The sequence below is a fragment of the Rhodopseudomonas sp. AAP120 genome (assembly GCF_001295845.1).
In the GTDB taxonomy this organism is placed as follows: Bacteria; Pseudomonadota; Alphaproteobacteria; order Rhizobiales; family Xanthobacteraceae; genus Rhodopseudomonas.
The window spans coordinates 77803-104512 of the sequence record NZ_LJIC01000061.1 but is presented as its reverse complement, the minus strand read 5'-3'; the positions used below and the strand labels follow the sequence as shown (position 1 = coordinate 104512).

The window sequence follows — 26710 nt, the reverse complement described above, 5'->3', positions numbered from 1 at the left end:
GTCGTCCTTGTTGTTCTTGCTTGTCTCAATTGCGCTTCATCGTCGGGTCGAGCGCGACGCGCAGCGATTCACCGAGCGTGTTGTAAGCCAGCGCGGTGAACAGGATCGCCAGTCCGGGCGGATACATCTGCTCCGGCGCGATCTCCATGTTCTGATAGGCGCGCGCCAGCATCGCGCCCCAGCTCGGATCCGGCGGCTGGATGCCGAGCCCGAGGAAGCTGAGGCTGGCCTCGGCGAGCAGCGCGGCGGCGAGCAGCAGCGTCACCTGCACGATCACCGGCTGGATCGCATTCGGCAGCACGTGCCGCCACAGGATGCGCGTGGTCGAGCCGCCGAAGCAGCGCGCTGCATCGACGTAGAGCTCGTGCCGCACCACCAGCGTCCGCGCGCGGACCAGCCGCGCGAGCTGCGGCGAGAACACGATGCCGACCGAGATCATGCCGTTGGTGAGGCCGATGCCGAGCGCGCCGGTGACGGCGATTGCCAGCACGATGGCGGGGAAGGACAGGAAGCTATCGATCACCCGGCTGATCACAGTGTCGACCCAGCCGCCGAGATAGCCGGCGAGCACGCCGACCGGCACGCCGATCAGCACCGCGATCGCGACGGCCAGGAAGCTCGCATACAGCGACGCCATGCCGCCATAGATCAGCCGACTGAGCGTGTCGCGGCCGAGGTCGTCGGCGCCGAGCCAGTGCTCCGCCGACATCGGCGCCAGCGACGCGTTGACGTCCTGCGCCAGCGGATCATACGGCGACAGCCACGGCGCCAGCACCGACACCACGAACAGCACCAGCAGAAACGTCAGGCTGATCGCGCCGCGGATGTCGGACGCGAACCAGCGCGCGAGTTTGCGCATCCGCCGCGGCCGGTGCGGCGCCGCCATCGCCAGGTCGGTCATGAGGCGATCCTCGGATCGAGCACGCTGTAGAGGATGTCGGTCAGCAGATTGAGCGCCACCACGATCAGCACCATGGTGAACACCACGCCCTGCACCACCGGGAAGTCGCGATGCATCGCGGCATTGACGATCAACCCGCCCATGCCGGGGATCGCGAACACCGCCTCGACCACCACAGTCGCGGCCAGCATCCGGTTGGCCAGCAGGCTGATCACCGTCAGCAGATTGACGCTGACGTTCTTCAGCCCGTGGCGCCACAGGATCGACGACGGTGGCAAGCCCTTGGCGTGCAGCGTGCGCACCGCCTGCGACGACAGGATCTCGACCAGCGACGAGCGCAGTTGCCGCGCCACTTCGGCTATGCCGCCCGAGGCGAGCGCCAGCGCGGGCAGAATGGCGTGACTGAGTGACGCCCACGGGTCCTTGAAGAACGACACCGCGCCGGTCGCGGGCAGCCAGCCGAGCTGGAGCGAGAAGAATGCCACCAGCAGCATGCCGAGCCAGAAATTCGGCACCGCGACGCCCAGCGACGCGATCGCCATCACAATGCTGTCGATCCACGAGCCCGGCTTGGTCGCCGCCGCGATGCCGAGCGGCACGCCGATGATCAGCGCAGTGAGCAGCGCCAGCACCACGATGAGCAGCGTGTGCGGCAGGCAGCGCTGGATCGAGGCCAGCACCGATTCATTCGACACCAGTGAATTCGACAGATCGCCCTGCACGGCCTTGGCCAGCCACGAGCCGTATTGCATCAGGAACGGCTGGTTCAACCCGTACAGCTCGCGGATCTCGGCGATGCGCTGCTCCGACGCGTTGTCGCCGGCGAGCGTCACCGCGACATCGCCCGGCACCAGCTTGAGCAAGCCGAACACGATGAAGGTGGACAGCACCACCACCGGGATCGCCTGCAACAGCCGGCGCCCGATGATGTGAAGTCGTGCGGCATTCAACATGGGCTTGTTCCGGCTCGTCGCACGGCTCACGCCAGAGAGATGTTTTCAAACTTCGGCTTGCCGAGCAGATTGGGCTTGAAGCCCTTCACCTTGGACGACAGCGCATCGAGCTCGAACTGGAACGCTAGCGGGGCCGACAGTGCCTGCTCCACGGTGATGCGCTGGATCTTCGCGAACACTTCGGCGCGTTTGGCGAGATCCTCGCTGGCGCGGCTCTCCTGGATCAGCTTCGACAGTTCCGGATCCGCGGTGCGGCCGGCATTGTAGTAGGCGCCCTTATCGAAGCCGAGCCCGTAGGTCATGCTCGGATCGGGGCGCCCGGTCCAGGCCGACACCAAGAGGTCGAACTTCTTCTCCTGGGCGAAGAACTGCGCGCTGATTTCCGCGATGGTGCCGCGGGTGAATTTTACCCGGATTCCTGCCTTGCCGAGCTGGTCCTGAATGACTTCGCCGCGGCGCACCGAATCCTGATCGGTGTAGCCGCCGATCGTCAGATCGATGCCGTCCTTGTAGCCGGCCTCCGCCAGCAGCTGCTTGGCCTTGGCTATGTCGTGCGGATAGGTGTTGGCGACCTCCTTGTTGAACGCCCAGTGCGAACTCGGCAGCGTCATCCGCGCCGGCTCGCCGAGCCCGCTCAGCGCCGCCTTGACGAAGGTTTCGCGATCGAACGCGAAGTTGATGGCCTGGCGGACCTTGAGATTGTCGAGCGGCGCCCGCGCGTAGTTGAAATACACCTGGATGCAATACAGCGTCGGCGAAGAGACCATGGTCAGGTCCTTGGCGCGCTCGATCACCGGCTTGAGGCGCGCCGGCAGCTGGAACGCCATGTCGTTCTGGCCGGCCACCACCGAGCGCAGCGCGGTGGCGTTCTCGGTGATGATGTTGAACTCGATGCCATCGAGATATGGCCGCCCCTTGCGCCAGTAGTTCTCGTGGCGCGTCACCACGATGATCTCGTTGTCGTTCCAGCGCACCAGCTTCCAAGGCCCGGCGCCGACCGCCTTGCGATCGGTCTCGTTGCCGAGCGCCTTGAGGTTGGTGGGCGACACCATCATGCCGGCGCGGTCCGACAGGATCGCCGGCAACGCCGTGTCGGGATTCTTCAGCTTCAGCGTCACCTGCAGCGGCCCGGTGACGTCGACCTGATCGATGCTGGCGAGATCCGGCTTGATGTTGGAGCGCTGATCGCTGCGGTTGCGGTCGAGGTTGAACTTGACCGCCTCGGCGTCCATCGCGGTGCCGTCGTGAAACTGGATTCCCGGATTGATGTCGAGCACCATCGTGTTCGGATCGGGATACGACCATTTCGCCATGCCGGGCTTCGGCTTCAGCGTGTCGTAGTCCCACTCCACCAGCGTGTCATACATGGTCCAGAGAATGCTGTGGTCGGAGCCGGCGCCGCCGGTCGCGGGATCGAGCGACGACGGATTGGCGGGCGCGGCGACCTTCAGCACGCCACCCTTCTTGGGCTCCTGCGCCAGGGCCGGCAGGCCGAGCGCGCCGGCCGCAACACCGCCGCCGATCAGCGCCAGAATGTCACGGCGTCGCAGGGTTCGTCCGCCCAGATCGTACACGCGCATGGTTGTCCTCCCGATGTGATTAGGATGCGGCTTGCGCCGGCTGATTGTTCGGCGGCGGCCCTTCGGCCGTGGCGAAATGACAGGCGACGCGATGCCCGGGCCGGACCTCGCGCCAGGACGGCACCTCCCCGGCACAGCGCGGCTGCACCGACGGACAGCGCGTGCGAAAACGGCAGCCCGACGGCGGCGCGACGGGACTCGGGATCTCGCCTTCGAGAATGATGCGGCGATCGACCCGCAGGTGCGACGGCAGCGGGATCGGCTCGGCCGACAGCAGCGCGCGTGTATAGGGATGCAGCGGCCGCTCGATGACGTCTTCGGCGGGGCCGAGCTCCATCAGCTTGCCGAGATAGGTCACCGCGATGCGGTCGGAGATATGCGACACCACCGAGATGTCGTGGGTGATGAACACGTAGGTCAGGCCGAATTCGCGCTGCAGATCGGCGAACAGATTGAGCACGTCGCCGCGGATCGAGACGTCGAGCGCCGCCACCACCTCGTCGCAGACGATCACCTTGGGCCGCAGCATCAGCACGCGCGCGATGTTGACGCGCTGCTTCTGCCCACCGGACAATTGATGCGGATAGCGGTCAGCCGCCTCGGCGGCGAGCCCGACCCGCTCCAGCATCGCGATGCCGCGCCTGCGCCGCGACGCCGCGTCGCCCTCGCGCAATATCTCCAGCGGCTCCACCACGCTGTCGATGATCGTCATCCGCGGATTGAGCGCGGCGTTGGGATCCTGAAAAATGATCTGATAGTCGCGGCGATGCTGGCGGAACGCGCGCGTGCCGAGCTTCTCCGGGTCGGCGCCGTCGTGCAGGATCTGACCTTCGGTCGGCCGCAGCAGCGACACCAGCGCGCGGCCGAGCGTCGTCTTGCCCGAGCCGGATTCGCCGATCACCCCGAAGGTCTCGCCGGCCTGCACAGCGAAATCCATCCCGTCGATCGCCTTGACGGTGTCGCGGCCGTCGCGTGACGGAAACAGGATGCGCAGATCGCGCACCGCCAGAATGCCGGCTTCGGAAACATCACGCTGCGGAGCGGCCATCAGTTCACCGCTCCCGGCAATTCCAGTTCGGGCGCACGCCAGCAACGCGCGGCGTGATTCTGCGTCAGCGGAATCATGCGCTGCTCCTGTTCGCAGCCCGGCACGGCGTGCGCACAGCGCGAGCGGAAGCGGCAGCCGGCCGGCATCGCCTGTGGCGACGGGACACGGCCGGGAATCGACGACAGCACGCCGCGGCGCTGGCTCAGTCCGGGCAGCGAGCGCAGAAGCCCCGATGTGTAGGGATGGCGCGGACGGGTCAGAACCTCGTCGACCGGCGCGTCCTCGACGACTTCGCCGGCATACATCGTGATCATGCGGGTGCAGGTCTCGGCGACGACGCCGAGGTCGTGGGTGATGAAGATCAGTGCGGTGCCGGTGCGCTCGCTCAGCGAGCGGAGCAGATCGGTGATCTGCGCCTGCACGGTGACGTCGAGCGCGGTTGTCGGCTCGTCCGCGATCAGCAGCTTCGGCTTGCAGATCAGCGCCATCGCGATCATCACGCGCTGGCGCATGCCGCCCGACAGCTGATGCGGATATTCGTCGCAGCGCCGCTCCGGCGCCGGAATGCCGACCTCGCGCAGCGCCGCGATGGCGCGCTCGCGGCCTTCCGCCTTGCTGGCCGGAAAATGAATCCGATAGGCCTCGCTGATCTGATCGCCGACCGTGAACACCGGATCGAGCGCGCTCATCGGCTCCTGGAAGATCATCGCGATGTCGCGGCCGCGGACCGCGCGCACCCGCCGCGGCGACAACTTCAACAGGTCGGTGCCGTCGAACAGCACGTCGCCTTCGATGCGGGCCGAATGCGTCGGCAGCAGCCGCAGCAGCGACAGCCCGGTGACGGTCTTGCCGCAGCCGCTTTCGCCGACCAGGCCGACGCGCTCACCCGGCGCGATCGAAAAGCTCACATTGCGGGTGACGGGAAGCGCGCCATGCGCCGTCGTGAACGACAGCGACAGATTGCGGACCTCGAGCAGCGGCCGCGCGCCGGTTGCCGGGCGCGCGTGCGGCGGCGAAGAAAACCGCGACGTGTGGGGTTCGAGCAGCCCCGTCATTCGCCGCGACAATGCAAAGGATGGTGAGCCCGGCGTAGGACGTACGCGGGCAGACACTCGACGTCGAAGCACTCGATGTCGGCCTTTCGGCCTGACCGGCAACGGGCCGGCGCTTCGATGGTCGCCATTGTCATCCTCCCATCCGCGGCTCAGGGCCGCGGTTCGTCACGCTTTCGGCTTGGCGCCGATTTCGCCGCGCGACACCGGCATCAAACGGCACAGATTGTCGATTGTCAACAATTGACGATCGCGCTACTTTGTCCCGCGCCACGGAAGCACCGACGGAGGATGTTTTGGCAGCGACGTATCGCAGTCCGATGGCTGCGAAGCAGGGCCCGACCGAACGGCGTTTCGCGCCGCGCACGCTGCCCGACCAGGTGGCCGAAGAGCTCGGCGCCGAGATCGTGTCTGGCAAGCGCAAGGCTGGCGCGCGGCTGGTCGAGATCGAGCTGGCGCAGGAATTCGGCGTCAGCCGCGGTCCGATCCGCGAGGCGATCCGCATTCTCGAACGCCGGCGGCTGGTCGAACTGCTGCCGCGCCGCGGCGCCTACATCAAACCGGTGTCGCTGAAATCGGTCGCGGACCTGTTCAACGTTCGCACCGCGTTGTCGGCACTGGCGGTGCGCACCATGGCGACCTCACCGGTCGAGAGCTACATCGACACGTTGGCGCGGCGTTGTGACGAGCTGAAAGCACAGGTCGACATCGACGATGCGATCGCATTCGCGCGGACGACGACGCGCGCGGTCAAGACCGTCGCCCGCGGCTCCGGCAACGAGCTGCTGGTGGAGCTGCTCACCGACCTCGCCAATCAGACGGTGTGGACGATGATCTGGAAATCGCCGCTAGACTATCAGACCCGCGACATCCGGCTGCTCTCGGCCGATCTGATGGCATCGACCTTGAAGGCGATCCGGCAGCGCAAGCCGAACGCCGCAGAAACGCATTTCCGTCAATTGCTGGAGGGCGACCGTGACCGGGCGCTGGCGACCTTGTCGGAGATCCGCGGCGAAGCCTTCGACTTCAGCGGGCTCGCCCACGCCGGCGAGCCAGGAGCTACGTTGCAGGTGCGCGCCGCCGGGCCGGTGTAGGCCTCACTCCGGCCGACGGCAGACCAGATCGATCTCGATCAGCGCGTCGTAGGCGAGCCCGGTAACGCCGACGCAGGTGCGCGCCGGCAGACGGCCTTCGGGGAAGTAACTGCGATAGGTCTCGTTCATCTCGGCGTAGTCGCGCTTGAACTCGGTGAGATAGATCCGGCTCATCACGATGTGCTCGAGGCCGAGGTTCAGGCCGGCGAGCACGACACCCAGATTCTCCATTACGGCGCGCGTCTGCGCCACGATGCCGTCCGGCAGCACGCCCGGGGCCTGTGGCGTGTCCGGCATCTGGCCGGTGACGAAGACGAAGCCGTCGGTTTCGACGGCGTGGCTGAACGGCGCGACCGGCTTCGGTCCGCCGGGGATCATATGGAATTTCAAGACAGGCCTTTCATGGAGATGGAGATCAGGCGCGCGCGTCGGCGAACACCTGTTTGCTGAGAATGGCGTGGACGCCCCAATTGCCGTCCACCACCTGGGTGACGCCGAAGTCGACCGCGACCGACATCAGCGCGATCGCCTCGTCCTCGGTTAGGCCCTTGATGCTCATCAGGAAGCGCCGCATCTTGCGGAACGCATCCTTCATGGCGAGATCGAGCGACGAGGTGGCGTAGACCTCGCTCTGCCCCTTGGCGCCGAATTCGGCCAGATAGTTGGGGTGGCTGAAGCCCATCAGCACCCAGTCGGTCGCGGTCTCGATCAGCGGATAGGTCAGATCGGCGAACGGCTTGTCGGCGAACTCACCCTTCTTGTGCAGGATCACCTCGAACGTGCCGGTCATCGAGCATTCGATCGCGGTGCCGCCGAGTTCGCCGTCGCCCTGCGCGGCGTGCGGATCGCCGACCGACAGCAGCGCGCCCGGCACCGACACCGGCAAGTACACGGTGGAGCCCTTGCCGAGCCGCCAATTGTCGAGATTGCCGCCGAAGTAAGCCGGCGGCACCGAGTCGACGAAATCGGCCTCGCGCGGCGCCAGCGCGATGACGCCGAAATGGGGCCGCAGCGGAATGCGCACGCCGTCGAGCACGTCGTGCCGCCGCCGTACCGACGACGGCTGCACCGGCACGCCCGGATAATCGTAGGTGGTATGCACCGTGCCGAACGGATCGACCTGCGGAGCCCAACGATACGAGTAGGCCGCGCGCGCATAAGGCGCCGCGTCGTCGGCGAAGATCTCGTAGATCGTCACCGCCTCGTGGGAATGCTGCTCGGCGAGAAATTCCTTGTAGTGATAGCCCCACCACGCCGCGACGCTGCTGCCGAACACCCGGCCCTTGAAGTCGGGATTGCGGCTGGCGCGCGGCACGATGTCGAGGATACGGATTTCCAGCACGTCGCCAGGCTGCGCATCCTTCACGGCGACCGGCCCGGTGCAGATGTGCACGCCAAAGCCTTCGCCGGCGCCGCGGCCGTAGATCGAGGCATCGAGCGGACCGGCGCCGCGGCGATCGACGTTCTTCTGGTCGTGCGTCCAGTGAAACACGCTCTCGGCGCCGGCATCGCGGCTGATCATCCGCTCGGGATCGTCGGAGGCGTGCTGGGTCAGCGTCTCGATCGTGATGGTGTCGCCCGACGCGATCTCGATCTGCGGTGCCAGCGAGCGGCTGAAATAGCCCCAATGCACGCGCGAGGCGTCGGCCGCGAGATGATGATGTTGCGGCGTCGTCTCGGCGCAGAACTCCGATGCCGGGAAGTCGGCGACCGGACGCCGCATCGCCGGGGCGGTCGGCTGATTGCGCAGTTGCACCAGTGCCTGCTGCGGCCACCCGCGCTGCGCGGCGGCCGCTGCGGTTGCGGCATGACGCTCGGCTTCGGCCTGGCGATATTCGCGGGGCGATACGCCGAAGCGATGGCGGAAGGCGCGGCTGAAATGCGCCGAATCGTTGAAGCCGGCGCGGAATGCGATTTCGGAAATCGAGTGATGTGCCTCGGCCGGATTGGCGAGATCCGCGCAGGTCCGCTGCAGCCGGCGTTCGCGCAAGTAATGCGTGAAGCTGGAGCCGGTGCCGCCGAACAGCTTTTGCAGGTAGCGTTCCGAGATGCCCTCGGCGGCCGCAACCTTCGCCGGCGTCAGATCCGGATCGTCGAGCCGGCGTTCGATCGCCTGACACAGCCGCTGCAACGTCGCGGCCTTGCTGGCGCTGCCGGCGGTGAGATCATGGCTCGCTGGCGCCTGCCGCATCAGGGCCGGCAGCAGATCGGCGAGGCCTTGCGCGGCCGCCGGCCACTCGGCATCGGACAGCGCTTCGAGATGGCGCGCGGCACTTTCCAGCATCCGCACGAACATCTCGCCGAAGCCGCTCGGCGCGATCTGCTGCACCTCGGTGAGCCGCGGCAGCGTCGTCCGGCTGCGCGCCGCATCGCATGACACGGCAAGCACCACCGCGCGGAGGTCGCGCGGAAACGACAGGTTCCAGCCATTCGCCTGCGGCAACAGCAACAGATGCCCGGCGGCGATGATCTGATGCCCGGCAGCAGTTTTCAGCGACACGCCGTCCTCGAGCGGCAGCAGCACCAGCGGATGGTCGCCATGCGCGTCGGCGTGAGCCGCCACCGCCTGCGGGCCGGCCGACAGCGTCGCCAGCGTCACACCGTCGGAACTGCGGCGGACCGCGGTGGCGTGGCCGGCATGGCTGGTTGCAGCCGCAGCCGGCTGCAAGCCGAGCGAAGCGAGAACGTCGCGCCAGGCTTCGGGACGCTCGCCTTCACAATAGGACTCGCTGGAATAGGGACGCAGACTCATGGTTCGGCCTTCCTGGCCGAAACCAAGCAACCCCCGTGCCATCCCGAAGCAGACGGCGCACTGCCCCACCACCAGCCGACTCATCGCGACGGCGCCAGACCTAGTCGCAGCGGAACACGTTCTTGCGGATCGTGCCGTGTACGCCCCAATTGGCGTCGACCACCTGGGTGACGCCGAAATCGGCACCGACCGACATCAGCGAGATCGCCTCGTCCTCGCTGAGCTTATGCACCGTCATCAGGAAGCGGCGCATCTTGCGGAAAGCGTCGCGCATGGCGCGGTCGAGGCTGGAGTGGTTGGCGATGTCGAGCTGCGCGTTGGCGCCGAGTTCCGCCAGATAGTTGGGATAGGTGAAGCCATAGACCGACCAGGCATCCGGCGTCTCCAGCATCGGATGCGTAAGGCCTTCGAGCGGGGTGCCGCCGAGATCGTTCTTCTTGTGCAGGACGAATTCGAAATCGCCGGTCAGCGAGGTTTCGATCGCGGTGCCACCGAGCTCGCTGTCGCCCTGCGCAGCGTGCGGATCGCCGACCGAGAAGAACGCGCCCGGCACCGCCACCGGATAGTACATCTTGGCGCCTTTGCCGACGCGCCAGTCGTCGATATTGCCGCCGGTGTAGCTCGGCGGGATCGAGGAGACGAAATCCTCTTCGGACGGCGCCAACCCCATCGTGCCGAAATGCAGCCGCGCCGGCAGCTTGACGTTGCTGAGGATGTTCTCGCGCTTGATGATGGTGCGGTGGTCGACCGGCACGCCCGGATAGTCGATGGTCGGATGCACGATGCCGTCCGGATCGGTCTGCGGCGTCCAGACGTAGTTGTACACGGCCCTGGCGAACGGCTCGCCCGAGGTGTCGAGCTCGAAGATGGTAATCACCTCGCGCGGCTTCGGCTCCTCGATCAGATCGTGATAGTGGAAACCCCAGTTCGCCGCGACGTTGGAGCCGAAGCACTTGCCGGCGTGACACGCCTTGCAGGCCGGGCGCGGGCGCACGTCGAGGATACGCACTTCGAGCACGTCGCCCGGCTCGGCGCCCTCGATCGCCACCGGCCCGGTGAGCAGATGCACGCCGACGCCTTCGCCCGAACCGCGGATGAAGGGGCCTTCGGTCGGGCCCGAGCCGCGGCGCGCCACTGCCTTGTGCTCGCGGGTCCATTTGAACACGCTTTCGGCGCCGGCATCGCCCTCGATCATGCGCTCATAGTCGTCGTTCGCATGATGCGTCAGCGTCTCGATGGTGGCGCGGTCGCCGGATTTCAGCGTCAGCGCCGGCGCCACCACCTTGCTGAAATAGCCCCAGTGGACGGTCTTGGGCGACACCGGGAGCAGATGATGCTTCATGCTGAGATCCTCGACGGGAAGAAAGTGAGAGAGCAGAATTCGGCCATCAGACCTCGGCCTCCATGGCGCTGAGGAAGCGTTGCGCGACCGGATTTTTCGGATGGTTGAGCACCCGGTCGGCCGGGCCTTCCTCGATGATCGCGCCGCCGGCGAGCAGCACCACGCGGTCGGCGACTTCGCTGGCGAAGCGCAGCTGATGCGTCGAGATGATCATGGTGAGGCCGTCCTCGACTGCGAGGCGGCGGATCACTTCCAGCACCTCGTTGACGAGTTCGGGATCGAGCGCAGAGGTCGGTTCGTCGAGCAGCAGCACACTCGGATTCGGCGCAATGGCGCGGGCGATGGCGACGCGCTGCTGCTGGCCGCCGGACAGATGCCGCGGCAGCGCATCGGCACGATGCGACAGGCCGACGCGTTCGAGCAGCGCCAGCGCGCGGCGCTCGGCTTCGTCCGGGGCGACGCCGTGGACCCAGCGCAGCGGGCCGGCGATATTCTCCTTGGCGGTGAGATGGCCGAACAGATTGAACTGCTGAAACACCATGCCGACGCCGACTTCGGCGCGCGCCTGCGCGGCCATGCGCGGCGACAGCGGCCGGCCAAGATGATTGAAGCCGAGCCGGCGGCCGCCGACCTCAATGGTGCCGTCGTTCCACGTCTCGAGATTGTTGATACAGCGCAGCAGCGTGCTCTTGCCCGAGCCGGACGGGCCGAGCAGCGCGATGACTTCGCCATTGCGCACGGCAATATCGACACCGTCGAGCACGACATGCGCGTCGTAATTCTTGCGCAGCGCCTTCACCGCGACGGCGACCTCGTTGCGGGCCAGCGCGGCCGCGCGCGCCGCATGATCGATCGCCGGCGGCAGCCGCGGCGGCGGCAATTCGGCGACGCCGTCATCCGGCAGGATCTCCGGCGCGGGTTCGTTGTCCTGCAGCGGGTCGTCGAGCCCCTGGGCGCGATACCACGGCAGAAAGCGCATCAGCTTGACCTGCTTGGAGGTGCGATCGAGATCGAACAGCCACTCCAGGAAGATCTGGATCACCGAGATCGCGGTGGTCAGCAGCAGGTAGATCAGGCCGGAGGCGAAAAAGATCGAGAAGAAGTCGAAGGTCGAGGACGCCAGCTGCGTCGAGCGCAGCGTCAGCTCCTGGACGGCGATCACCGAGGCGAGCGACGAGTTCTTCAAGGCGCTGACGGCCTCGTTGCCGAATGCCGGGATCATCGTGCGGATTGCTTGCGGGGCAATGATCCGGCGCATCAGGATGCCCGGCGTCATGCCGAGCGCCTGACCGGCGAGGATTTGCCCCTTCTCGACGCCGAGTACGCCGGCGCGAAGCATCTCGGCTATGAAGGGCGCTTCGTTACAGGCCAGGGCGAGGCCGGCCGCCAGAATAGCAGGAAGCTTGATGCCGATATGCGGCAGCGCGTCGTAGGCGAACACCATCTGCAGAATCAGCGGCGTGCCACGGAAGATGACGGTGTAGATCCGGGCGGCGGACGACAGCAGCCGAAAGCGGCTGAGCTGCATCCCCGCCAGGATCGTACCGAGGATCAATCCGCCGCCGAGACCAAGGGCGGTGACCTGCAGGGTCACCTCGACGCCCTGGATCATGTAGGGCATGGTCAGATAATGGAGGAAGAGCTCCATGGCGGCGGAATCCCTGCTTAGTCGAAGGGTGGGCAAAGCGCAGCGTGCCCACCAGTTTTTCGCGAGGCCGAATGGTGGGCACAGCGCTTGGCGCCTGCGCCCACCCTACGGGATGACGATTACTTGACGACCAGCAGGCCCGGCTCGATCAGGTTCTCGGGGTCGAGCTTCCACTTCTTCAAGAGCGCGAGCTGATCACCGGACTTGTAGATCTCGGTCAGTGCCTCTTTCACGGCATCGCGGAACTTCGGCTTGTCCTTCGGCACGCCGATACCGACCTGATAGGGGATCGTCACCGCGATCGCCTTTTCGAGCTTGTCCGGGTAGGCCTTCACGGCGTTGTCGACGGTGTTGACGTCGTTGATGTAGGTGTCGGCGCGGCCGGCGAGGATCGCCTGGATGCAGTTGGCGTTGTTGTCGTAGAGCTGGATGGTCGGCTCCGGCTTGCCGAGCTTCTTGCACTCCGGGGCCAGCGCCTGGATCAGCGGCACTTCGACATAGCCGGTGTTCTCGGCCGCGGCAGTGCCGCACAGCGAGGTGTCGATGCCGGTGATCTTCTTCGGATTGCCCTTGGCGACCAAAACGCCGTCGAACACCTTGGAGTAGGTGATGAAGTCGGCGGCCTTGGCGCGCTCTTCGGTGGCGTAGATATCGGAGATGACGATGTCGGCCTGGCCGCTCGCCAGCGTCGTCAACAGCGCCGCGAACGTCACGGCCTTGTAGGTCAGCTTAAAGCCGAGGCAGTCGCCGATCGCTTCGCCGAGGTCGATATCATAGCCGACGTACTTGGTCGGGTCCTTCGGATCAATCGACTCGTAGCCCGGCGTATGCGGGTTGATGGCGCTGACGAGGGTCTTGCCCTTCCAGTCGGGGTACTTCTCCTGCAGCGCCGCGCAGGCGGCCGGTGCGGCGTCCGCCGGCTTCGGCACCGCAAAGCCGACCAGCACCAGCGCGCCCATCAGCGCGGCGCCCGTCAGGCTCCGAAATCCGGGAATAGGCAACTTGACCATTCGATCGCTCCTTCGATGGTGCATGGCGGAGGCCATGTTCCGAACCGTCGGGGAGCTAAGACCGTGCGCCGCGAAAAAACTTGTCTCCGGGCGCACAACCTCTTGTTCGAAGGTCGCTACGAATTAGGCAGCAATTGCGTGATTTTTGGGCGGATGGCGATCGCTGAACGCTCTTCATCGGAGGAGCGACGGCGCTAGGACAACCTCATCCCCTCGTCATGGCCGGGACAAGCCCGGCCATGACGTAAACAAGTGAAAAGATCGGAAGCTAACGAGCCTACTGCGCCTTTACGGCGCCGTTGTCGTTGTCGGCGCGCTTGCCCAGATAGGCGATCGCGGCGTTGAGCTGGGAATCCTCGGGCTTACCGATCAGATCGGCCTTGATCGGCGGCGACGATGCCGCCGGCTTGTCAGTCGCGGCGCCGGATGCCTTGGTCTTGGCAGCACCGGGTTTGCCGTCGCTGCCGAGTTGGCCCGGATTAGCGATGGCGCCGCGCAGCGCGCCTTCGCGCAGCATCGCACCGCCGGCGATCTGCTGATCCTTCGGCGCCTCCTGCACGATGTCCGGCGTGATGCCGTCGTCCTGGATCGAGCGGCCGGACGGCGTGTAGTACAGCGCCGTGGTCAGGCGGACCGCGCCGCGGCCCTTGATCGGGATCACGGTCTGCACCGAGCCCTTGCCGAAGCTTTGCGTGCCCATCACGGTGCCGCGCTTGCGGTCCTGCAGCGCGCCGGCGACGATTTCCGACGCCGAAGCCGAGGCGCCGTTGATCAGCACCACCACCGGAACGCCGGGCAGCATGTCGCCCTTGGACGGCGCGCTGAACACGCGCTGATCGTCGGGCTGACGGCCGCGGATCGACACCACGGTGCCGCCGTCGAGCAGATTGCCGGCAACATCGACCGCGGCGGTGAGCAGGCCACCGGGATCCTGACGCAGATCGATCACCAGCCCCTTCAGCCCGTCCTTGGAGTCGCTCTTGAGCTTGGTCAGCGCGTTCTTGAAGCCGTCCGAGGTGTCGTTGCCGAACTGGCTGATGCGCACATAGCCGATGCCGTCGGGCTTGAGCTCCGATTTCACCGACGCGACCTTGATGATCTCGCGCGTCAGGGTAACGTCGAACGGCGGCTCCTTGCCGCGCAGAATGGTGATCGTCACCTTCGAGCCGGGGGTGCCGCGCAGCATGTCGACGACTTCGCGCAGGCTCATGCCCTGGGTCGAGGTATCGCCGACCTTGATAATATCGTCGCCCGGCTCGAGTTTGGCGCGGGCGGCCGGCGTGCCGTCGATCGGCGCGACGATCTTGGGCACACCGCCTTGCCCCGAGATCTGCATGCCGAGGCCGCCGAACTGGCCCGCCATGTCGGTCTGCATGTCCTTGAATTCCTTCTCGTCCATGTAGTCCGAATGCGGATCGAGCCGGTTCAGCATGCCCTTGAGGGCGTCCTTGGTCAGGTCGTCGGCGCCGACCGGATGCACATAGGCGCGCTCGACGAGGCCGATGACGCCGCCGATCAGATCGAGATCGGGCTGCGCCGACGGCGTCCGCTGCAGCGCCAGCGCCGACAGCATGGGAATGGTGATGATGCCGGCCGCGGCGGCGACGCTGATAACAAACCTGCGGGATTTGAACATGAAAGGTCACCGAAATGAGCTGGCGCGGCTGCGCATTTGAGGGCCAGCCGCGCTTGATCGCGGGGTTCCGTCTGGAGACTGGCCTTACCGACCGGAACGGGTGGCCTATGATTACGCCGGGAAAGCGGCGGCTCAAGCGATAATCAGCGGACTTGCCGCTTCTCCAGCTTGCGCGCGAGGGTGCGGCGGTGCATGCCGAGCCGGCGTGCCGCTTCGGAAATATTGAACTCGCTGTCGATCAGCGTCTGGTGGATGCGTTCCCATTCCAGCGTCTTGATCGAGGTCGGCTGGCTCGCCAGCGCGATGTCGGCATTGCCCTCGGCCTTGCGGAACGCGGCCTCGATGTCGTCGGTGTTGGACGGCTTGGCCAGATAGTGGCAGGCGCCGAGCTTGATCGCCTCGACCGCGGTGGCGATGCTGGCGAAGCCGGTGAGCACCACGATCAGCATCTCCGGATCCTGCGCGTGCAGCAGCTCGACGCAGGCGAGACCCGACGCGACGCCGAGCTTGAGATCGACCACCGCATAGCCGAACGAGCGGTCCTCGAGCGCGTCACGCACCTCCTCGATAGTCGAGGCATGCACCACCGCGTAGCCGCGCCGTTCGAACGAGCGCTTCAGCGTCCTGGCGAAGCCGGCGTCGTCTTCGACGATCAGCAGCGAGCGGTCTTCGGTATCGGTGCGTTCATCGGTGTGTTGGTCGGTGTCAGTCAAAATCCTGTCCGATCGCGAGTGTCGAGAGCGGCAGCACCAGCTTCACTTTGGCGCCGCGGTTGCGGAGGTTTTCGGCCGTCATCGAGCCGCCGAGCTTGCGCACCACGTTCATCACCAGGAACAGGCCGAGGCCGCCGCCGGCCCGTCCCTTGCTCGACTGATACGGCTTGCCGAGCTGCGCCAGCATGTCCTTCGAGAAACCGGGCCCGCGATCGCTGATCGACAACACCAGATTGTCGCCCTCGCGCTCGGCCAGCAGTTCGATCCAGTAGCGCGACACTTCGAAGGCGTTGTCGAGCACGTTGAACACCGCCTGCTTCAGCGTCACGTCCGACACGATCGGCAGATCCTCGCCGAACGCGTTCACCACATGCAATGTGGTGCGGCTGCGCGCGTTGCGCCACTCTTCGGCCAGCGCTTCGAGGAATTCGGCCACCGTGGTGGGTGAAGATCCCTCACCACGAGCCTCGCCGGCCGAGACCAGAATGCCGGTGACGATCGACTGGCAGCGCTTCAGCGCCGTCTCCATCTCGGCAAGATCTTCGGTGAGTTCGCGATTGCCGGTCAGCGCCGGCATCCGCCGCCAGTCGCTGAGAATCACCGACACCGACGCCAGCGGCGTGCCCAGCTCGTGCGCGGCGCCGGACGCCAGCAGCCCCATCCGCACGATGTGATCCTGCTCCGCCGCGTGCTGACGTAGCGCCGCCAGATGCGCGTCGCGTTCGCGCAGATTGCGATGGATGCGGGTGACGAACACCACCAGCAGCACGGCGTTGAGCGCGAACCCGAGCAGCATGCCGGCGACCCGCAGATTGACCGGATCGCCCGCCCATTCGGGCAGCACCAGCGGACGCGACGCCTCGGTGAGCCAGATGAAGGCGGTGAACACCACGGCGACCAGCGACCAGCTGGAGCGGCTGTCGAGCAGTACCGCACCGAGCGTCACTTGCAGCAGATACAACGAGGTGAACGGATTGGTGACGCCGCCGCTGAGATAGAGCTGCGCCGTCAGCGCCACCACGTCGAGGATCAGCGCGACGAGCAGATCGTGGTTGCTGATGGCGAAGCGGTAGCGCATCCACATCAGGCTGGCGATGTTGAGCGCCACCAGCCCGAGAATGACGGCCCCCATCGGCACCACCGGCAGCGGCGCGCCGAGCCACAGATGCACCCCGGCGATCGTCACGATCTGCCCGACCACCGCCGTCCAGCGCAGCTGAATCAGCAGCGACATGTTCTTGCGGTCGGTTTCGTCGTCGGGGGTGGAGGTGCCGAGCGGCAGGAGAGGATCGTCGGCGGAGGCCCGGCCGGGCACGGACGCGTCGCCGGTGCTCGCGCGCCGGTCGAACTTGTCGTCAGCGATGCTCGGCGATCGGTCCAGCATTGCGTCCTGTCGGGGGGGATTGTCGCCCGCCGCCCGATCGGCGGCCGGCGCGGGCACCCCGGAGATATTCGCCACCGAAGGCCACAACAAGCCAGCCGATCAGCATAAAGGCCAGGCAAAACCACGTGAGCGCATAGGTCAGGTGGTTGTTGGGGAACTGCACCACGGTCAGCCCGCCGACCGGTTGTCCCGGTGCATTGAGCGAAGCGTCGGCGTCGACGAAGAACGGCGCAGCGTCCTGGACACCACGCGCAGCCGCGATCGCCTGCACGTCCCGCGAGTACCAGCGATCTTCAGCCGGGGCATTATGGCGAAGAAATCCGCCCTTCGGCTCGGTGGTGCGCAGCAGGCCGGTGACCGTCACCTGCCCGCCCGGCTCGCCGGCCTGCCGCGAGGCGCGGTCGCGCTGCTCGGGAAGGACAAAGCCGCGATTGACCAGAACCGTGCGGCCGTCCGCCATGCGCAGCGGGGTGATGACCCAGAATCCGCCGCCGGCTTCGGCGACAGCCGTCGTCAGCGTTTCACGATCGTGCTGGAATTGGCCGATCGCCGTGACGCGGCGATATTCATCATTGGCCGAATTGATCGACGGCCACGTCTCCGCTGACGGCAGCGGCGCCGGCGCAGCGTGGATACGCGCCTCCACCCGGTCGATCAGCGCCAGCTTCCAGGCCCGCCGTTCGACCTGCCAGACGCCGAGAGCGATCAACAGGACGACACCGAGCAGCGCCGGGATCGTGAGCCACAGCGACGGCCGGCGCGCGGGGCTGTCCCCGCCAGTCCGCACGTCGTCCGAGGCCACGATCCCCGGTTCGCTCACTTCGGAGGGGCCATGTTGTGGACCGGCATCATGTTGGTGACCAGATGGTGCATCACCCACAGCGACCCGGCCAGCGCGATCACCACCATCACGATGGTGAAGATCAGCGCCATCATGGTCCAGCCCTGCTCGGACGAGGTGTTCATGTGCAGGAAGTAGATCATGTGCACGACGATCTGCACCGCCGCGAACGCCATGATGATCAGACCGGTGACCGACTTGTCGGCAATCGCGCCGCTCATCACCAGCCAGAACGGAATCGCGGTAAGCACCACAGATAGGCAGAAGCCGATCAGATAGCTCTTCAGCGAGCCGTGCGCATGCGCATCGGGATGGCCGTGATGGTCCTGGCCGTGCGCGTCGACGGGCGGATTGTTGATGCTCATCGCAGCACTCCCAGCAGGTACACGAAGGTGAAGACGCCGATCCAGACCACGTCCAGGAAGTGCCAGAACATGCTCAGGCACATCAGGCGGCGGCGGTTCGCCTCGATCAGTCCCATCCGGCCGACCTGCACCATCAGCGTCACCAGCCAGACGATGCCGAAGGTGACGTGCAGACCGTGTGTGCCGACCAAGGTGAAGAACGAGGACAGGAAGGCGCTGCGCTGCGGCGTCGCGCCTTCATGGATCATGTGGTGAAACTCGTAGAGTTCGATGCCGAGGAAGGCGAGACCGAACAGGCCGGTGATCGCCAGCCACATCTGGGTGGCGCCGACCTGGCGCTTCTCCATCGTCAGCATGGCGAAGCCGTAGGTGATCGACGACAGCAGCAGCATTGTGGTGTTGACCGCGACGAGCTTCAGGTCGAACAGATCCTTCGGCGCCGGCCCGGCCGCGTAGTTGCTGCCCAGCACCCCATAGGTGGCAAACAGGATCGCAAAGATGAGACAGTCGCTCATCAGATAGATCCAGAAGCCGAGCATGGTGCTCGAACCTTCCGGATGGGCGTGCTCATCGACGACGTAGAAGATCGGATCCGCGTCCTTCGGATTGGCGACCGCGACACTCATCACTTGGCTCCCGCAGCGAGCAGACGGGTCCGCTCTTCCTCGACCCGCACCACTTCCTCGGCCGGGATGTGGTAGTCGCGGTGATAGTTGAACGTATGACCGATCGCGACGGCGAGCAGCGCGATGAAGGCCAGCGCCGCCAGCCACCAGATGTACCAGATCAGGCCGAAACCAGCCGCAGTGGCGAGACCGGCTAGGATGATGCCGGTGCCGGTGTTGCTCGGCATATGAATCGGCTTGAAGCCGGTCAGCGGACGCTTGTAGCCGGCGCGCTTCATCTCCCACCACGCATCGGTGTTGTGCACCATCGGTGTAAAGGCGAAGTTGTAGTCCGGCGGGGGCGACGACGTCGCCCATTCCAGGGTGCGGGCGTTCCACGGATCGCCGGTGACGTCGCGCAGCTGCTCGCGCCGCAGGATGCTGACGGCGATCTGGATCAGGAAGGAGCCGATGCCGATGGCGATCAGGCCCGCGCCGATGGCGGCCAGAACGAACCAGATCTGCAGGCTCTGATCGTCGAACACCCGCAGCCGGCGGGTCACGCCCATCAGGCCGAGCACATAGAGCGGCATGAAGGCGAGATAGAAGCCGACCACCCAGCTCCAGAACGAGATCTTGCCCCAGAACGGGTCGAGCTTGAAGCCGAACGCCTTCGGGAACCAGTAGACGATGCCGGCGAACGCACCGAACACCACGCCGCCGATGATCACGTTGTGGAAGTGCGCGACCAGGAACAGGCTGTTGTGCAGCACGAAGTCGGCCGGCGGGACCGCCAGCAGCACGCCGGTCATGCCGCCGATCACGAAGGTCAGCATGAAGGCGATGGTCCACATCATCGGCAGCTCGAACCGGATGCGCCCCCGATACATGGTGAACAGCCAGTTGAACATCTTCGCGCCCGTCGGGATCGAGATGATCATCGTGGTGATGCCGAAGAACGAGTTGACGCTGGCGCCCGAGCCCATCGTGAAGAAGTGGTGCAGCCACACCAGGTACGACAGGATGGTGATGACGACCGTGGCGTAGACCATCGAGGTGTAGCCGAACAGCCGCTTGCCCGAGAACGTCGAGGTCACCTCCGAGAAGATGCCGAACGCCGGCAGGATCAGGATGTAAACCTCCGGGTGACCCCAGATCCAGATCAGGTTCACGTACATCATCGGGTTGCCGCCGAAGTCGTTCGTGAAGAAGTTGGTGCCGACATAGCGATCGAGCGACAGCAGCGCCAGCACCACGGTCAGCACCGGGAAGGAGGCGACGATCAGGATGTTGGTGCAGAGCGACGTCCAGGTGAAGATCGGCATGCGCATCATCGTCATGCCGGGGGCCCGCATCTTGACGATGGTGCAGATCAGATTGACGCCGGACAGCGTCGTGCCGACGCCGGCGACCTGCAGGGCCCATATGTAGTAATCGACCCCGACATCTGGGCTGTACCCGATGTTCGACAGCGGCGGATAGGCCAGCCAGCCGGTGCGGGCGAACTCTCCGACGAACAGCGAGATCATCACCAGCACGGCGCCGCCGGCGGTCATCCAGAAGCTGAAATTGTTCAGGAACGGGAACGACACGTCGCGGGCGCCGATCTGCAGCGGCACGACGTAGTTCATCAGGCCGGTGACCAGCGGCATCGCCACGAAGAAGATCATGATCACGCCGTGGGCGGTGAACACCTGATCGTAGTGGTGCGCGTTGAGGTAGCCCTCGGAGCCGCCGAACGCGATTGCCTGCTGCAGACGCATCATGATGGCGTCGGCGAAGCCGCGCAGCAGCATGACGATGCCGAGGATCATGTACATGATGCCGATGCGCTTGTGGTCGACGGTGGTGAACCACTCCCGCCACAGATAGCCCCACACCTTGAAATAGGTGAGGCCCGCGACCAGCGCGGCGCCACCGCACGCGACGGCCACGAAGGTCATCACGACGATCGGTTCGTGCAGAGGCAGCGAGTCCAGCGACAGGCGGCCAAAGATCGCTTTGACGATATCGAAATTGGAGAACATGCGATCCCTCAGGATTGGGACTTCGACGGCGAGCCGAACAGGAACGAGGTGGAGGAGCCGAGCGGGGTCAGCGACGGCCGCTTCAGGCCGGCGCCGAGCAGCGGCGTGGATTCACGCACCTGGGCGGTGGCGCGGCCTTGCGGTTCGTCGACCGTGCAGGTGCCGGCGACGAAGGACGGCTGCGGCCCGAGCGTCGTGCCGCGGCGGGCGTATTTGTCGTAGGCGAGCGGCAGCGTGTTGTTGAGCCCGGCCATGCCGAGACCGCCCTTGGCGTCGATCGCCATCATTTCGCTCATGCACATCTTGCCGGTGTCGACGCACATGTTGAGGATGGCGCGGAACAGGTCGCTGTCCACCGAGCCGAAAGCACGCGGCTTCTCGTTGCTGCTCGGACGCTCGAGTTCGAGATATTCGGGCCGGCCGAGCTTGTCCGGGCTGGCCTTGGCGCGCGCGATCCACTGATCGAAGCCGGCGTCGTCGAGACCGTGGAAGGCGAAGTGCATGCCCGAGAAGCCGGCGCCGCTGTAATTGGCCGACAGGCCGCGGTAGTTGCCCGCGTGATTGATCACCGCGTGCAGCTTGGTTTCCATGCCGGGCATCGCATAGATCATGCCGGCGAGCGCCGGGACGTAGAACGAGTTCATAACCGAGGACGAGGTGATGCGGAAGTTGATCGGGCGATCCACCGGCGCCGCCATCTCGTTGAGCGAAGCGATGCCGTATTCCGGATAGATGAACAGCCACTTCCAATCGAGCGCCACGACGTCGACCTCGAGCGGCGCCTTGTCGCGATCGACCGGCCGGTTGGCGGCGATCCGGTCCAGCGAGCGATAGGGGTCGAGCAGATGGGTGCCCATCCACGTGATCGCGCCGAGGCAGATGATGATCAGAAGCGGCGCCGACCAGATCACCAGCTCGAGACCGGTCGAGTGGTCCCACTCCGGATCGTATTTCGCCGCATCGTTTGAGTGCCGGTAGCGCCAGGCGAACCAAACCGTCAGCGCCATCACCGGCAGCACGATCAGGAGCATCAGCACGGTGGACACGATGATGAGATCGCGCTGCTGCGCCGCCACGTCGCCGGCAGGCGCCATCACCACAAAGTTGCAGCCGCTAAGGAGTACGGCCAAGGGTAGCAGCAACAGGAACTTTAGTCGTGACACGCGATCCGCCCTTTGAGAATGAGAATATCTCGCAAGGACACGAGCTAGCTGCGGCGCAACAATCCGGACATTGGACAATTTGTCCAATGTTGCGGTGCGGGATCACCGCTCAAACAGAATGCGAGCGCTTCTAAAAGTGAGAAGCGGTCGCAACATTTTCCTTCGACATTTCAATGGCAGAGGCGATGACGGACACGACCACAGCGGGAACCACAACGGCGGGGCTTGGCTCGGATCCGGCGCACAAGCATGCCAATCCGAACGACATCGCCATCGGTGTCATCATCGGCCGCACCGCGGAGTTCTTCGACTTCTTCGTCTATGCGATCGCTTCCGTCATCGTGTTCCCGCGCCTGGTGTTCCCGTTCACCACCGAGCTCAACGGCACCCTGTATTCGTTCGCGATCTTCGCGATCGCCTTCATCGCCCGGCCGTTCGGCTCGGTGATCTTCATGGCCATCGACCGCACCTACGGCAAAAGCGCCAAGCTGATCATCGCGATGCTGCTGCTCGGCACCGCCACCGTCGCGATCGCGTTCCTGCCCGGCTATTACGAGATCGGGATGGCGTCGATCTGGCTGCTGGCGCTGGCGCGCGCCGCGCAGGGTCTCGCCTGGGGCGGCGCCTGGGACGGCCTCGCCTCGCTGCTGGCGCTGAACGCGCCGAAGGAGCAGCGCGGCTGGTACGCCATGATCCCGCAGCTCGGCGCGCCGCTCGGCCTGATCGTCGCGTCGGCGCTGTTCGCCTATTTCACCGGTCATCTGTCGGCCGAGGACTTCTTCAGCTGGGGCTGGCGCTATCCGTTCTTTGTGGCGTTCGCCATCAACGTCGTGGCGCTGTTCGCCCGGCTGCGCATGGTGGTGACGCCCGAATACGCCTCGCTGTTCGAAAGCCGCGAGCTGCAGCCCGGCCGGGTCAGCGAAACCGTTCGCAACGAAGGCCGCAACATCGTGATCGGCGCCTTCGCGCCGCTGGCCAGCTTCGCGCTTTTCCATATGGTGACGGTGTTTCCGCTGTCCTGGGTGTTCCTGTTCACCCGCGAAAGCCCGGTCCGCTTCCTGGTCATCGAGACCATCGGCGCCGCCGTCGGCGTGCTGGCGATCATCGCGTCCGGCTATCTGGCAGACCGGATCGGCCGCAAGCCGCTGCTGATCGGCTCGGCGGTCGCGATCGCGGTGTTCAGCGGCTTCGCACCGCAGCTGCTCGACGCCGGCCCGGTCGGCGAGTCGGTCTACATGATGCTCGGCTTCGTGCTGCTCGGCCTGTCGTTCGGCCAGTCCTCCGGCGCGATCGCCTCGAGCTTCCGGATGGCCTATCGTTACACCGCCTCGGCGCTGACGGCCGACTTGGCCTGGCTGTTCGGCGCCGGCTTCGCGCCGCTCGCGGCGCTGCTGCTCGCAACGGATTTCGGCCTGCTGTCGTCCGGCGCCTATCTGTTGTCCGGCGCCGTGGTAACCGTGCTGGCGCTGTGGATCAGCGGCCTGCGCGAATCGGAAGAGTACCGGTAGTCGCCCGCCCTTTCCGACACCCGCCTTCCAAAAACATTCAAGCGGCCCGCAATGACGCGGGCCGCTTTTTTGTGTCAGTTCCGAGCGGCGAGCAAGCCGCCCGATCGGCCTGCCGACTCGACCGGGCGCGGGGCGTTCAGCGCGGCGCCATGCGGATGGCGCCGTCGAGGCGGACGTCTTCGCCGTTGAAGTAGCCGTTGGTGATCATGGTCAGCGCGAGCTGAGCATATTCCTCCGGCAGACCGAGCCGCTTCGGGAACGGCACCGAGGCGCTCAGCGCCGCCTTGACGTTCTCCGGTGCGCCCTGCAGCAGCGGCGTGTTGAAGATGCCCGGCAGGATGGTGTTGATGCGGATGCCTTCGCTCATCAGGTCACGCGCGATCGGCAGGGTCATGCCGACGACGCCGGCCTTCGAGGCCGAATAGGCCGCCTGGCCCATCTGGCCGTCTTCTGCTGCCACCGACGCGGTGTTGACGATGGCGCCGCGCTCGCCGTCACCCAGCGGCGGCAACGACAGCATGCCCTGGGCCGACTTGGCGATGCAGCGGAAGGTGCCGACCAGGTTGATCTGGATGATGCGATTGAACGCATCGATCGGGAAATGCGTCGGCTCGCCGGTCTTCTTGTCGCGACCGGCGGTCTTCACCGCATTGCCGGTGCCGGCGCAGTTGACCAGGATACGCTCCTGCTGGTGCGCCGCGCGGGCCTTGGCGAAAGCGGCATCGACCTGCTCGTCCGAAGTCACGTCGACCTTGCAGAACACGCCGCCGATCTCCTTGGCAATAGCTTCGCCCTTCTCTTCGTTGAAGTCGAAGATCGCGACCTTCACGCCCTGCGCGGCGAGCGCACGCGCCGTCGCGGCGCCGAGGCCGGACGCTCCGCCGGTGACGACGGCGGCGACCGAGGAATCGAGTTTCATGCAGTTTCTCCCTTGCGTTGAGCTTTGTTCGATGATGCCGGCCGGCGCTCAACGGCCTGCCGGGCCATGGTGGTGAGACGGTTGATATCAGCTGCTCTTCCGGACGAGCTCAGCGGAAGCAGTGCTCTATTTCAATCGGCCGACGGCCTGCTCGGCGAGATCGAGTTGCTCGCCGATCCGGCGCCGCAGACCGTCGAGGTCGACGCCCTCTGCGCTCTTCTGTCCTGCCATGTAGCGGGCATAGACGCCGTGGATGATGGCGGCGCTCTTCCAGCGATTGAATCCGATGTAGTAATCGAGCTTCGACAGATCGCGCCCGGTGCGCGCGGCGTAACGATTTGCCAGCATGGTACGGGACGGGAAACCCGGCGGCACGGTCGGCGCATCGCCCCACTGTCGATCGCGATCGCTGGGATCGGGAAACTGGTTGAGCGCATAAGCGAGATCCGCAAGGGGATCGCCGAGCGTCGAGATCTCCCAATCGACTACCGCCACGATGGTGTGGTCCGGGCCGGTCAGGGTGTTGTGCAGGCCGTAGTCGCCGTGCACGATCCGGATCGGCCCCTGTTCGGGCAGCTGCTCGAGCAGGAATTCCCGCATTGCATGCGCGCGCGGATCGTCGAACTTCGCCGGCTCGATCGACGCCATCCAGGACTGGTACCAGGTCTTCAGCTGCCGGCCGACATAACTGTCCTTCTTTCCGAGATCGCCGAGGCCGACCGCGTCGGGGTCGACCGCATGCAGATCGGCCAGCACGTCGATGAACGAATGCGCCAGCTTCTCGCGCCGAGACTCAGGCACCAGACGACGCGTATCGTCGGCGCTGTAGAGCGGACGCCCGTCGACGTGGCCCATGATGTAGAAGCGTGCGCCGGTCACCGTGAGGTCGTCGCAGAAGCCGAGCGCGGCCGGCACCGGCACGGGCGTCGGTCCGAGCGCGCTGATCAGCGCCCACTCGCGCTGCATGTCGTGCGCCTTGGGCAGCAGTTCGCCAAGCGGCGGCCTGCGGATCACGGCCTTCTCGCCATCTGCGTCTTCGATCAGGAACGTCAGATTGGAGTGACCGCCCTGCAGCCGCGTCCAAACCAGCGGTGGTTTCAGCGCAGGCACATTGGGCGCGGATCCAGGCCTCCACGGCCGGAATGTCGTAGCCCGCAATCGGTTCGGTGGTCTTCATGCCGCCTTGCTCCTCGATCGATCGACGCGAACGCACCTCGCTTGACGTGGCAGGGCGTCATTTCGCTTCGAGCGTCTTGCGGTTCTCGAAATTCCTTGTCAACCGACAAGCCGTGATCGCCCTTCGGCGCGATCACCGAAAGTGATCGTGCTGCGGCGCAGCGGCACAACCGGACTTCCGCCACGCGGGATTACCACCCCTGAAGAGTCGCGACCCAGCATGCTGTCGCCATAAAAGTGCTGGGCTGGGGCGCCAACAAGCGTCCGCCGCGCCCCTTCCGGATCGGCCGAAGCTCAGGAAGCCGACATCATGGATGCCATCGAAACCAACCGCCTCGTGCTGAGAAACTTCAGGGCGGGCAACGCGGCCGACCTGTTCGCCTATTTGCACGCGCCGCGCGCGAGCTGCTTCCTGTCCATGAAGCTCGATGACATGGCCGCCGCCGAGGCGGACGCGATCGCGCGCGGCCAAAGCGACGAGCACATTGCGGTTTGCCTGAAAGCGACCGGCAGACTCGTCGGCGACCTGTTCGCCATGCCCGAAGACGACACATTCTCGGTCGGATGGAATTTCAACGGAGACTACGCAGGCCAAGGCTTTGCGTCAGAGGCCGCCCGGGCGTTGTTCGATCATCTGTTCACTGTGCGCGACGCCCGCCGCCTTTACGCTTATGTCGAGGACCACAACGTTGCGTCGCAGCGACTGTGCGAGAGATTGGGCATGCGACAGGAAGGCCTGTTCAAGGAATTCGTCTCGTTCACAACCGACCGCAACGGCGATCCGGTTTACGAGAACACGATGCAGTTCGCGATCCTGCGCAGGGAATGGCAGGAGCAGCACTTAGCGGGCAACAGCATCAGATAGTTGGGTGCCTCGGCAGCCGGCCGCGACGAGTCATCGTCGCCACCAACAAGACGCGCGCAACGATGATGATGATCGAGACGGCCTCGCGGTTAGTCCGCCGCTATCGAACAATATGCTGAAGGTCTGAT

23 protein-coding genes are annotated in these 26710 nt (G+C 65.6%); 3 read left to right on the top strand and 20 right to left on the bottom strand.

Features of this window, described 5'->3' with window-relative positions; all coding sequences use genetic code 11:
* Positions 1 to 25 precede the first annotated feature (25 nt).
* From IP86_RS11095 to IP86_RS11075, 5 genes are read right to left on the bottom strand one after another with little or no spacing between them, the layout of a single operon-like run.
* Positions 26 to 901 carry an ABC transporter permease gene (locus IP86_RS11095; RefSeq protein ID WP_054162578.1) on the bottom strand — a complete coding sequence of 292 codons (876 nt, stop codon included), beginning with the start codon at positions 899 to 901 and terminating at the stop codon, positions 26 to 28.
* Positions 898 to 1854 (bottom strand): ABC transporter permease, encoded by a 957-nt coding sequence (locus IP86_RS11090; protein WP_054162577.1) that lies wholly within the window; start codon positions 1852 to 1854, stop codon positions 898 to 900. Before IP86_RS11090 ends, IP86_RS11095 begins: the two co-directional genes overlap by 4 nt.
* A gap of 26 nt (positions 1855 to 1880) precedes the next feature.
* The gene (locus IP86_RS11085) at positions 1881 to 3434 is read right to left on the bottom strand and encodes an ABC transporter substrate-binding protein (RefSeq protein ID WP_054162576.1); all 1554 of its coding nucleotides are present in this window, start codon (positions 3432 to 3434) and stop codon (positions 1881 to 1883) included.
* Between the two features lie 19 nt (positions 3435 to 3453).
* The gene (locus tag IP86_RS11080; RefSeq protein ID WP_054162575.1) at positions 3454 to 4482 is read right to left on the bottom strand and encodes an ABC transporter ATP-binding protein; all 1029 of its coding nucleotides are present in this window, start codon (positions 4480 to 4482) and stop codon (positions 3454 to 3456) included.
* Complete coding sequence (locus IP86_RS11075) at positions 4482 to 5537, bottom strand: ABC transporter ATP-binding protein (RefSeq protein WP_054162574.1); 1056 nt, start codon at positions 5535 to 5537, stop codon at positions 4482 to 4484. Before IP86_RS11075 ends, IP86_RS11080 begins: the two co-directional genes overlap by 1 nt.
* A gap of 317 nt (positions 5538 to 5854) precedes the next feature.
* Here IP86_RS11075 and IP86_RS11070 point away from each other — a divergent pair, with 317 nt between their 5' ends.
* Positions 5855 to 6628, top strand: a complete 774-nt coding sequence (locus IP86_RS11070) for a GntR family transcriptional regulator (protein ID WP_054162573.1) — start codon at positions 5855 to 5857, stop codon at positions 6626 to 6628.
* 3 nt (positions 6629 to 6631) lie between these two features.
* On the opposite strand, the gene IP86_RS11065 is transcribed toward IP86_RS11070, so the two are convergent.
* From IP86_RS11065 to cyoA, 13 genes are all read right to left on the bottom strand, one after another.
* Entirely contained in the window at positions 6632 to 7018 is a 387-nt protein-coding gene (locus IP86_RS11065; RefSeq protein WP_054162572.1) for a RidA family protein, read from the bottom strand.
* A gap of 25 nt (positions 7019 to 7043) precedes the next feature.
* Positions 7044 to 9380: an acetamidase/formamidase family protein gene (locus IP86_RS11060; protein ID WP_054162571.1), complete on the bottom strand. Its 2337-nt coding sequence runs from the start codon at positions 9378 to 9380 to the stop codon at positions 7044 to 7046.
* Positions 9381 to 9480: 100 nt separating this feature from the next.
* The gene (locus IP86_RS11055) at positions 9481 to 10722 is read right to left on the bottom strand and encodes an acetamidase/formamidase family protein (protein ID WP_054162570.1); all 1242 of its coding nucleotides are present in this window, start codon (positions 10720 to 10722) and stop codon (positions 9481 to 9483) included.
* A gap of 46 nt (positions 10723 to 10768) precedes the next feature.
* Positions 10769 to 12370, bottom strand: coding sequence for an amino acid ABC transporter permease/ATP-binding protein (locus IP86_RS11050; RefSeq protein ID WP_054162569.1), 1602 nt, complete (start codon positions 12368 to 12370; stop codon positions 10769 to 10771).
* A gap of 119 nt (positions 12371 to 12489) precedes the next feature.
* On the bottom strand, positions 12490 to 13380 hold the full coding sequence (locus IP86_RS11045) for an ABC transporter substrate-binding protein (protein WP_054162568.1): 891 nt from the start codon (positions 13378 to 13380) through the stop codon (positions 12490 to 12492).
* A gap of 277 nt (positions 13381 to 13657) precedes the next feature.
* Positions 13658 to 15016 carry a S41 family peptidase gene (locus tag IP86_RS11040; protein ID WP_054162567.1) on the bottom strand — a complete coding sequence of 453 codons (1359 nt, stop codon included), beginning with the start codon at positions 15014 to 15016 and terminating at the stop codon, positions 13658 to 13660.
* 143 nt (positions 15017 to 15159) lie between these two features.
* The gene (locus tag IP86_RS11035) at positions 15160 to 15729 is read right to left on the bottom strand and encodes a response regulator transcription factor (protein ID WP_054162566.1); all 570 of its coding nucleotides are present in this window, start codon (positions 15727 to 15729) and stop codon (positions 15160 to 15162) included.
* Positions 15722 to 17113 (bottom strand): ATP-binding protein, encoded by a 1392-nt coding sequence (locus IP86_RS11030; protein ID WP_054162565.1) that lies wholly within the window; start codon positions 17111 to 17113, stop codon positions 15722 to 15724. Before IP86_RS11030 ends, IP86_RS11035 begins: the two co-directional genes overlap by 8 nt.
* Positions 17085 to 17918: an SURF1 family protein gene (locus tag IP86_RS11025; RefSeq protein WP_054162591.1), complete on the bottom strand. Its 834-nt coding sequence runs from the start codon at positions 17916 to 17918 to the stop codon at positions 17085 to 17087. Before IP86_RS11025 ends, IP86_RS11030 begins: the two co-directional genes overlap by 29 nt.
* Before the next feature lie 11 nt (positions 17919 to 17929).
* Entirely contained in the window at positions 17930 to 18319 is a 390-nt protein-coding gene (gene cyoD, locus IP86_RS11020) for a cytochrome o ubiquinol oxidase subunit IV (RefSeq protein WP_054162564.1), read from the bottom strand.
* Positions 18316 to 18945 (bottom strand): cytochrome o ubiquinol oxidase subunit III, encoded by a 630-nt coding sequence (gene cyoC / locus IP86_RS11015; RefSeq protein WP_054162563.1) that lies wholly within the window; start codon positions 18943 to 18945, stop codon positions 18316 to 18318. Before cyoC ends, cyoD begins: the two co-directional genes overlap by 4 nt.
* On the bottom strand, positions 18945 to 20951 hold the full coding sequence (cyoB, locus tag IP86_RS11010) for a cytochrome o ubiquinol oxidase subunit I (protein WP_054162562.1): 2007 nt from the start codon (positions 20949 to 20951) through the stop codon (positions 18945 to 18947). The genes cyoC and cyoB overlap by 1 nt, the downstream gene beginning before the upstream one ends.
* An 8-nt stretch (positions 20952 to 20959) precedes the next feature.
* Positions 20960 to 22114, bottom strand: a complete 1155-nt coding sequence (gene cyoA, locus IP86_RS11005; RefSeq protein ID WP_054162561.1) for a ubiquinol oxidase subunit II — start codon at positions 22112 to 22114, stop codon at positions 20960 to 20962.
* A gap of 185 nt (positions 22115 to 22299) precedes the next feature.
* On the opposite strand from cyoA, the gene IP86_RS11000 reads away from it, so the two are divergent.
* Positions 22300 to 23622, top strand: coding sequence for an MFS transporter (locus IP86_RS11000; protein ID WP_054162590.1), 1323 nt, complete (start codon positions 22300 to 22302; stop codon positions 23620 to 23622).
* A 136-nt stretch (positions 23623 to 23758) separates the two neighbouring features.
* Here IP86_RS11000 and IP86_RS10995 read toward each other — a convergent pair whose 3' ends face one another.
* Together IP86_RS10995 and IP86_RS10990 are read right to left on the bottom strand one after the other, a co-directional pair.
* Positions 23759 to 24541, bottom strand: a complete 783-nt coding sequence (locus IP86_RS10995) for an SDR family NAD(P)-dependent oxidoreductase (protein ID WP_054162560.1) — start codon at positions 24539 to 24541, stop codon at positions 23759 to 23761.
* Positions 24542 to 24667: 126 nt separating this feature from the next.
* Complete coding sequence (locus IP86_RS10990) at positions 24668 to 25651, bottom strand: phosphotransferase family protein (RefSeq protein WP_197279763.1); 984 nt, start codon at positions 25649 to 25651, stop codon at positions 24668 to 24670.
* A gap of 376 nt (positions 25652 to 26027) precedes the next feature.
* Here IP86_RS10990 and IP86_RS10985 point away from each other — a divergent pair, with 376 nt between their 5' ends.
* Positions 26028 to 26582: a GNAT family N-acetyltransferase gene (locus tag IP86_RS10985; RefSeq protein WP_054162559.1), complete on the top strand. Its 555-nt coding sequence runs from the start codon at positions 26028 to 26030 to the stop codon at positions 26580 to 26582.
* Positions 26583 to 26710 lie beyond the last annotated feature (128 nt).

Bases quoted from the DNA above. Each gene is read 5' to 3' on its own strand.
- IP86_RS11095 (WP_054162578.1), bottom strand. From the start codon at position 901: ATGACCGACCTGGCGATGGCGGCGCCGCACCGGCCGCGGCGGATGCGC.
- IP86_RS11090 (WP_054162577.1), bottom strand. From the start codon at position 1,854: ATGTTGAATGCCGCACGACTTCACATCATCGGGCGCCGGCTGTTGCAG.
- IP86_RS11085 (WP_054162576.1), bottom strand. From the start codon at position 3,434: ATGCGCGTGTACGATCTGGGCGGACGAACCCTGCGACGCCGTGACATT.
- IP86_RS11080 (WP_054162575.1), bottom strand. From the start codon at position 4,482: ATGGCCGCTCCGCAGCGTGATGTTTCCGAAGCCGGCATTCTGGCGGTG.
- IP86_RS11075 (WP_054162574.1), bottom strand. From the start codon at position 5,537: ATGACGGGGCTGCTCGAACCCCACACGTCGCGGTTTTCTTCGCCGCCG.
- IP86_RS11070 (WP_054162573.1), top strand. From the start codon at position 5,855: ATGGCTGCGAAGCAGGGCCCGACCGAACGGCGTTTCGCGCCGCGCACG.
- IP86_RS11060 (WP_054162571.1), bottom strand. From the start codon at position 9,380: ATGAGTCTGCGTCCCTATTCCAGCGAGTCCTATTGTGAAGGCGAGCGT.
- IP86_RS11055 (WP_054162570.1), bottom strand. From the start codon at position 10,722: ATGAAGCATCATCTGCTCCCGGTGTCGCCCAAGACCGTCCACTGGGGC.
- IP86_RS11050 (WP_054162569.1), bottom strand. From the start codon at position 12,370: ATGGAGCTCTTCCTCCATTATCTGACCATGCCCTACATGATCCAGGGC.
- IP86_RS11045 (WP_054162568.1), bottom strand. From the start codon at position 13,380: ATGGTCAAGTTGCCTATTCCCGGATTTCGGAGCCTGACGGGCGCCGCG.
- IP86_RS11040 (WP_054162567.1), bottom strand. From the start codon at position 15,016: ATGTTCAAATCCCGCAGGTTTGTTATCAGCGTCGCCGCCGCGGCCGGC.
- IP86_RS11030 (WP_054162565.1), bottom strand. From the start codon at position 17,113: ATGCTGGACCGATCGCCGAGCATCGCTGACGACAAGTTCGACCGGCGC.
- cyoD (WP_054162564.1), bottom strand. From the start codon at position 18,319: ATGAGCATCAACAATCCGCCCGTCGACGCGCACGGCCAGGACCATCAC.
- cyoC (WP_054162563.1), bottom strand. From the start codon at position 18,945: ATGAGTGTCGCGGTCGCCAATCCGAAGGACGCGGATCCGATCTTCTAC.
- cyoB (WP_054162562.1), bottom strand. From the start codon at position 20,951: ATGTTCTCCAATTTCGATATCGTCAAAGCGATCTTTGGCCGCCTGTCG.
- IP86_RS11000 (WP_054162590.1), top strand. From the start codon at position 22,300: ATGACGGACACGACCACAGCGGGAACCACAACGGCGGGGCTTGGCTCG.
- IP86_RS10995 (WP_054162560.1), bottom strand. From the start codon at position 24,541: ATGAAACTCGATTCCTCGGTCGCCGCCGTCGTCACCGGCGGAGCGTCC.
- IP86_RS10985 (WP_054162559.1), top strand. From the start codon at position 26,028: ATGGATGCCATCGAAACCAACCGCCTCGTGCTGAGAAACTTCAGGGCG.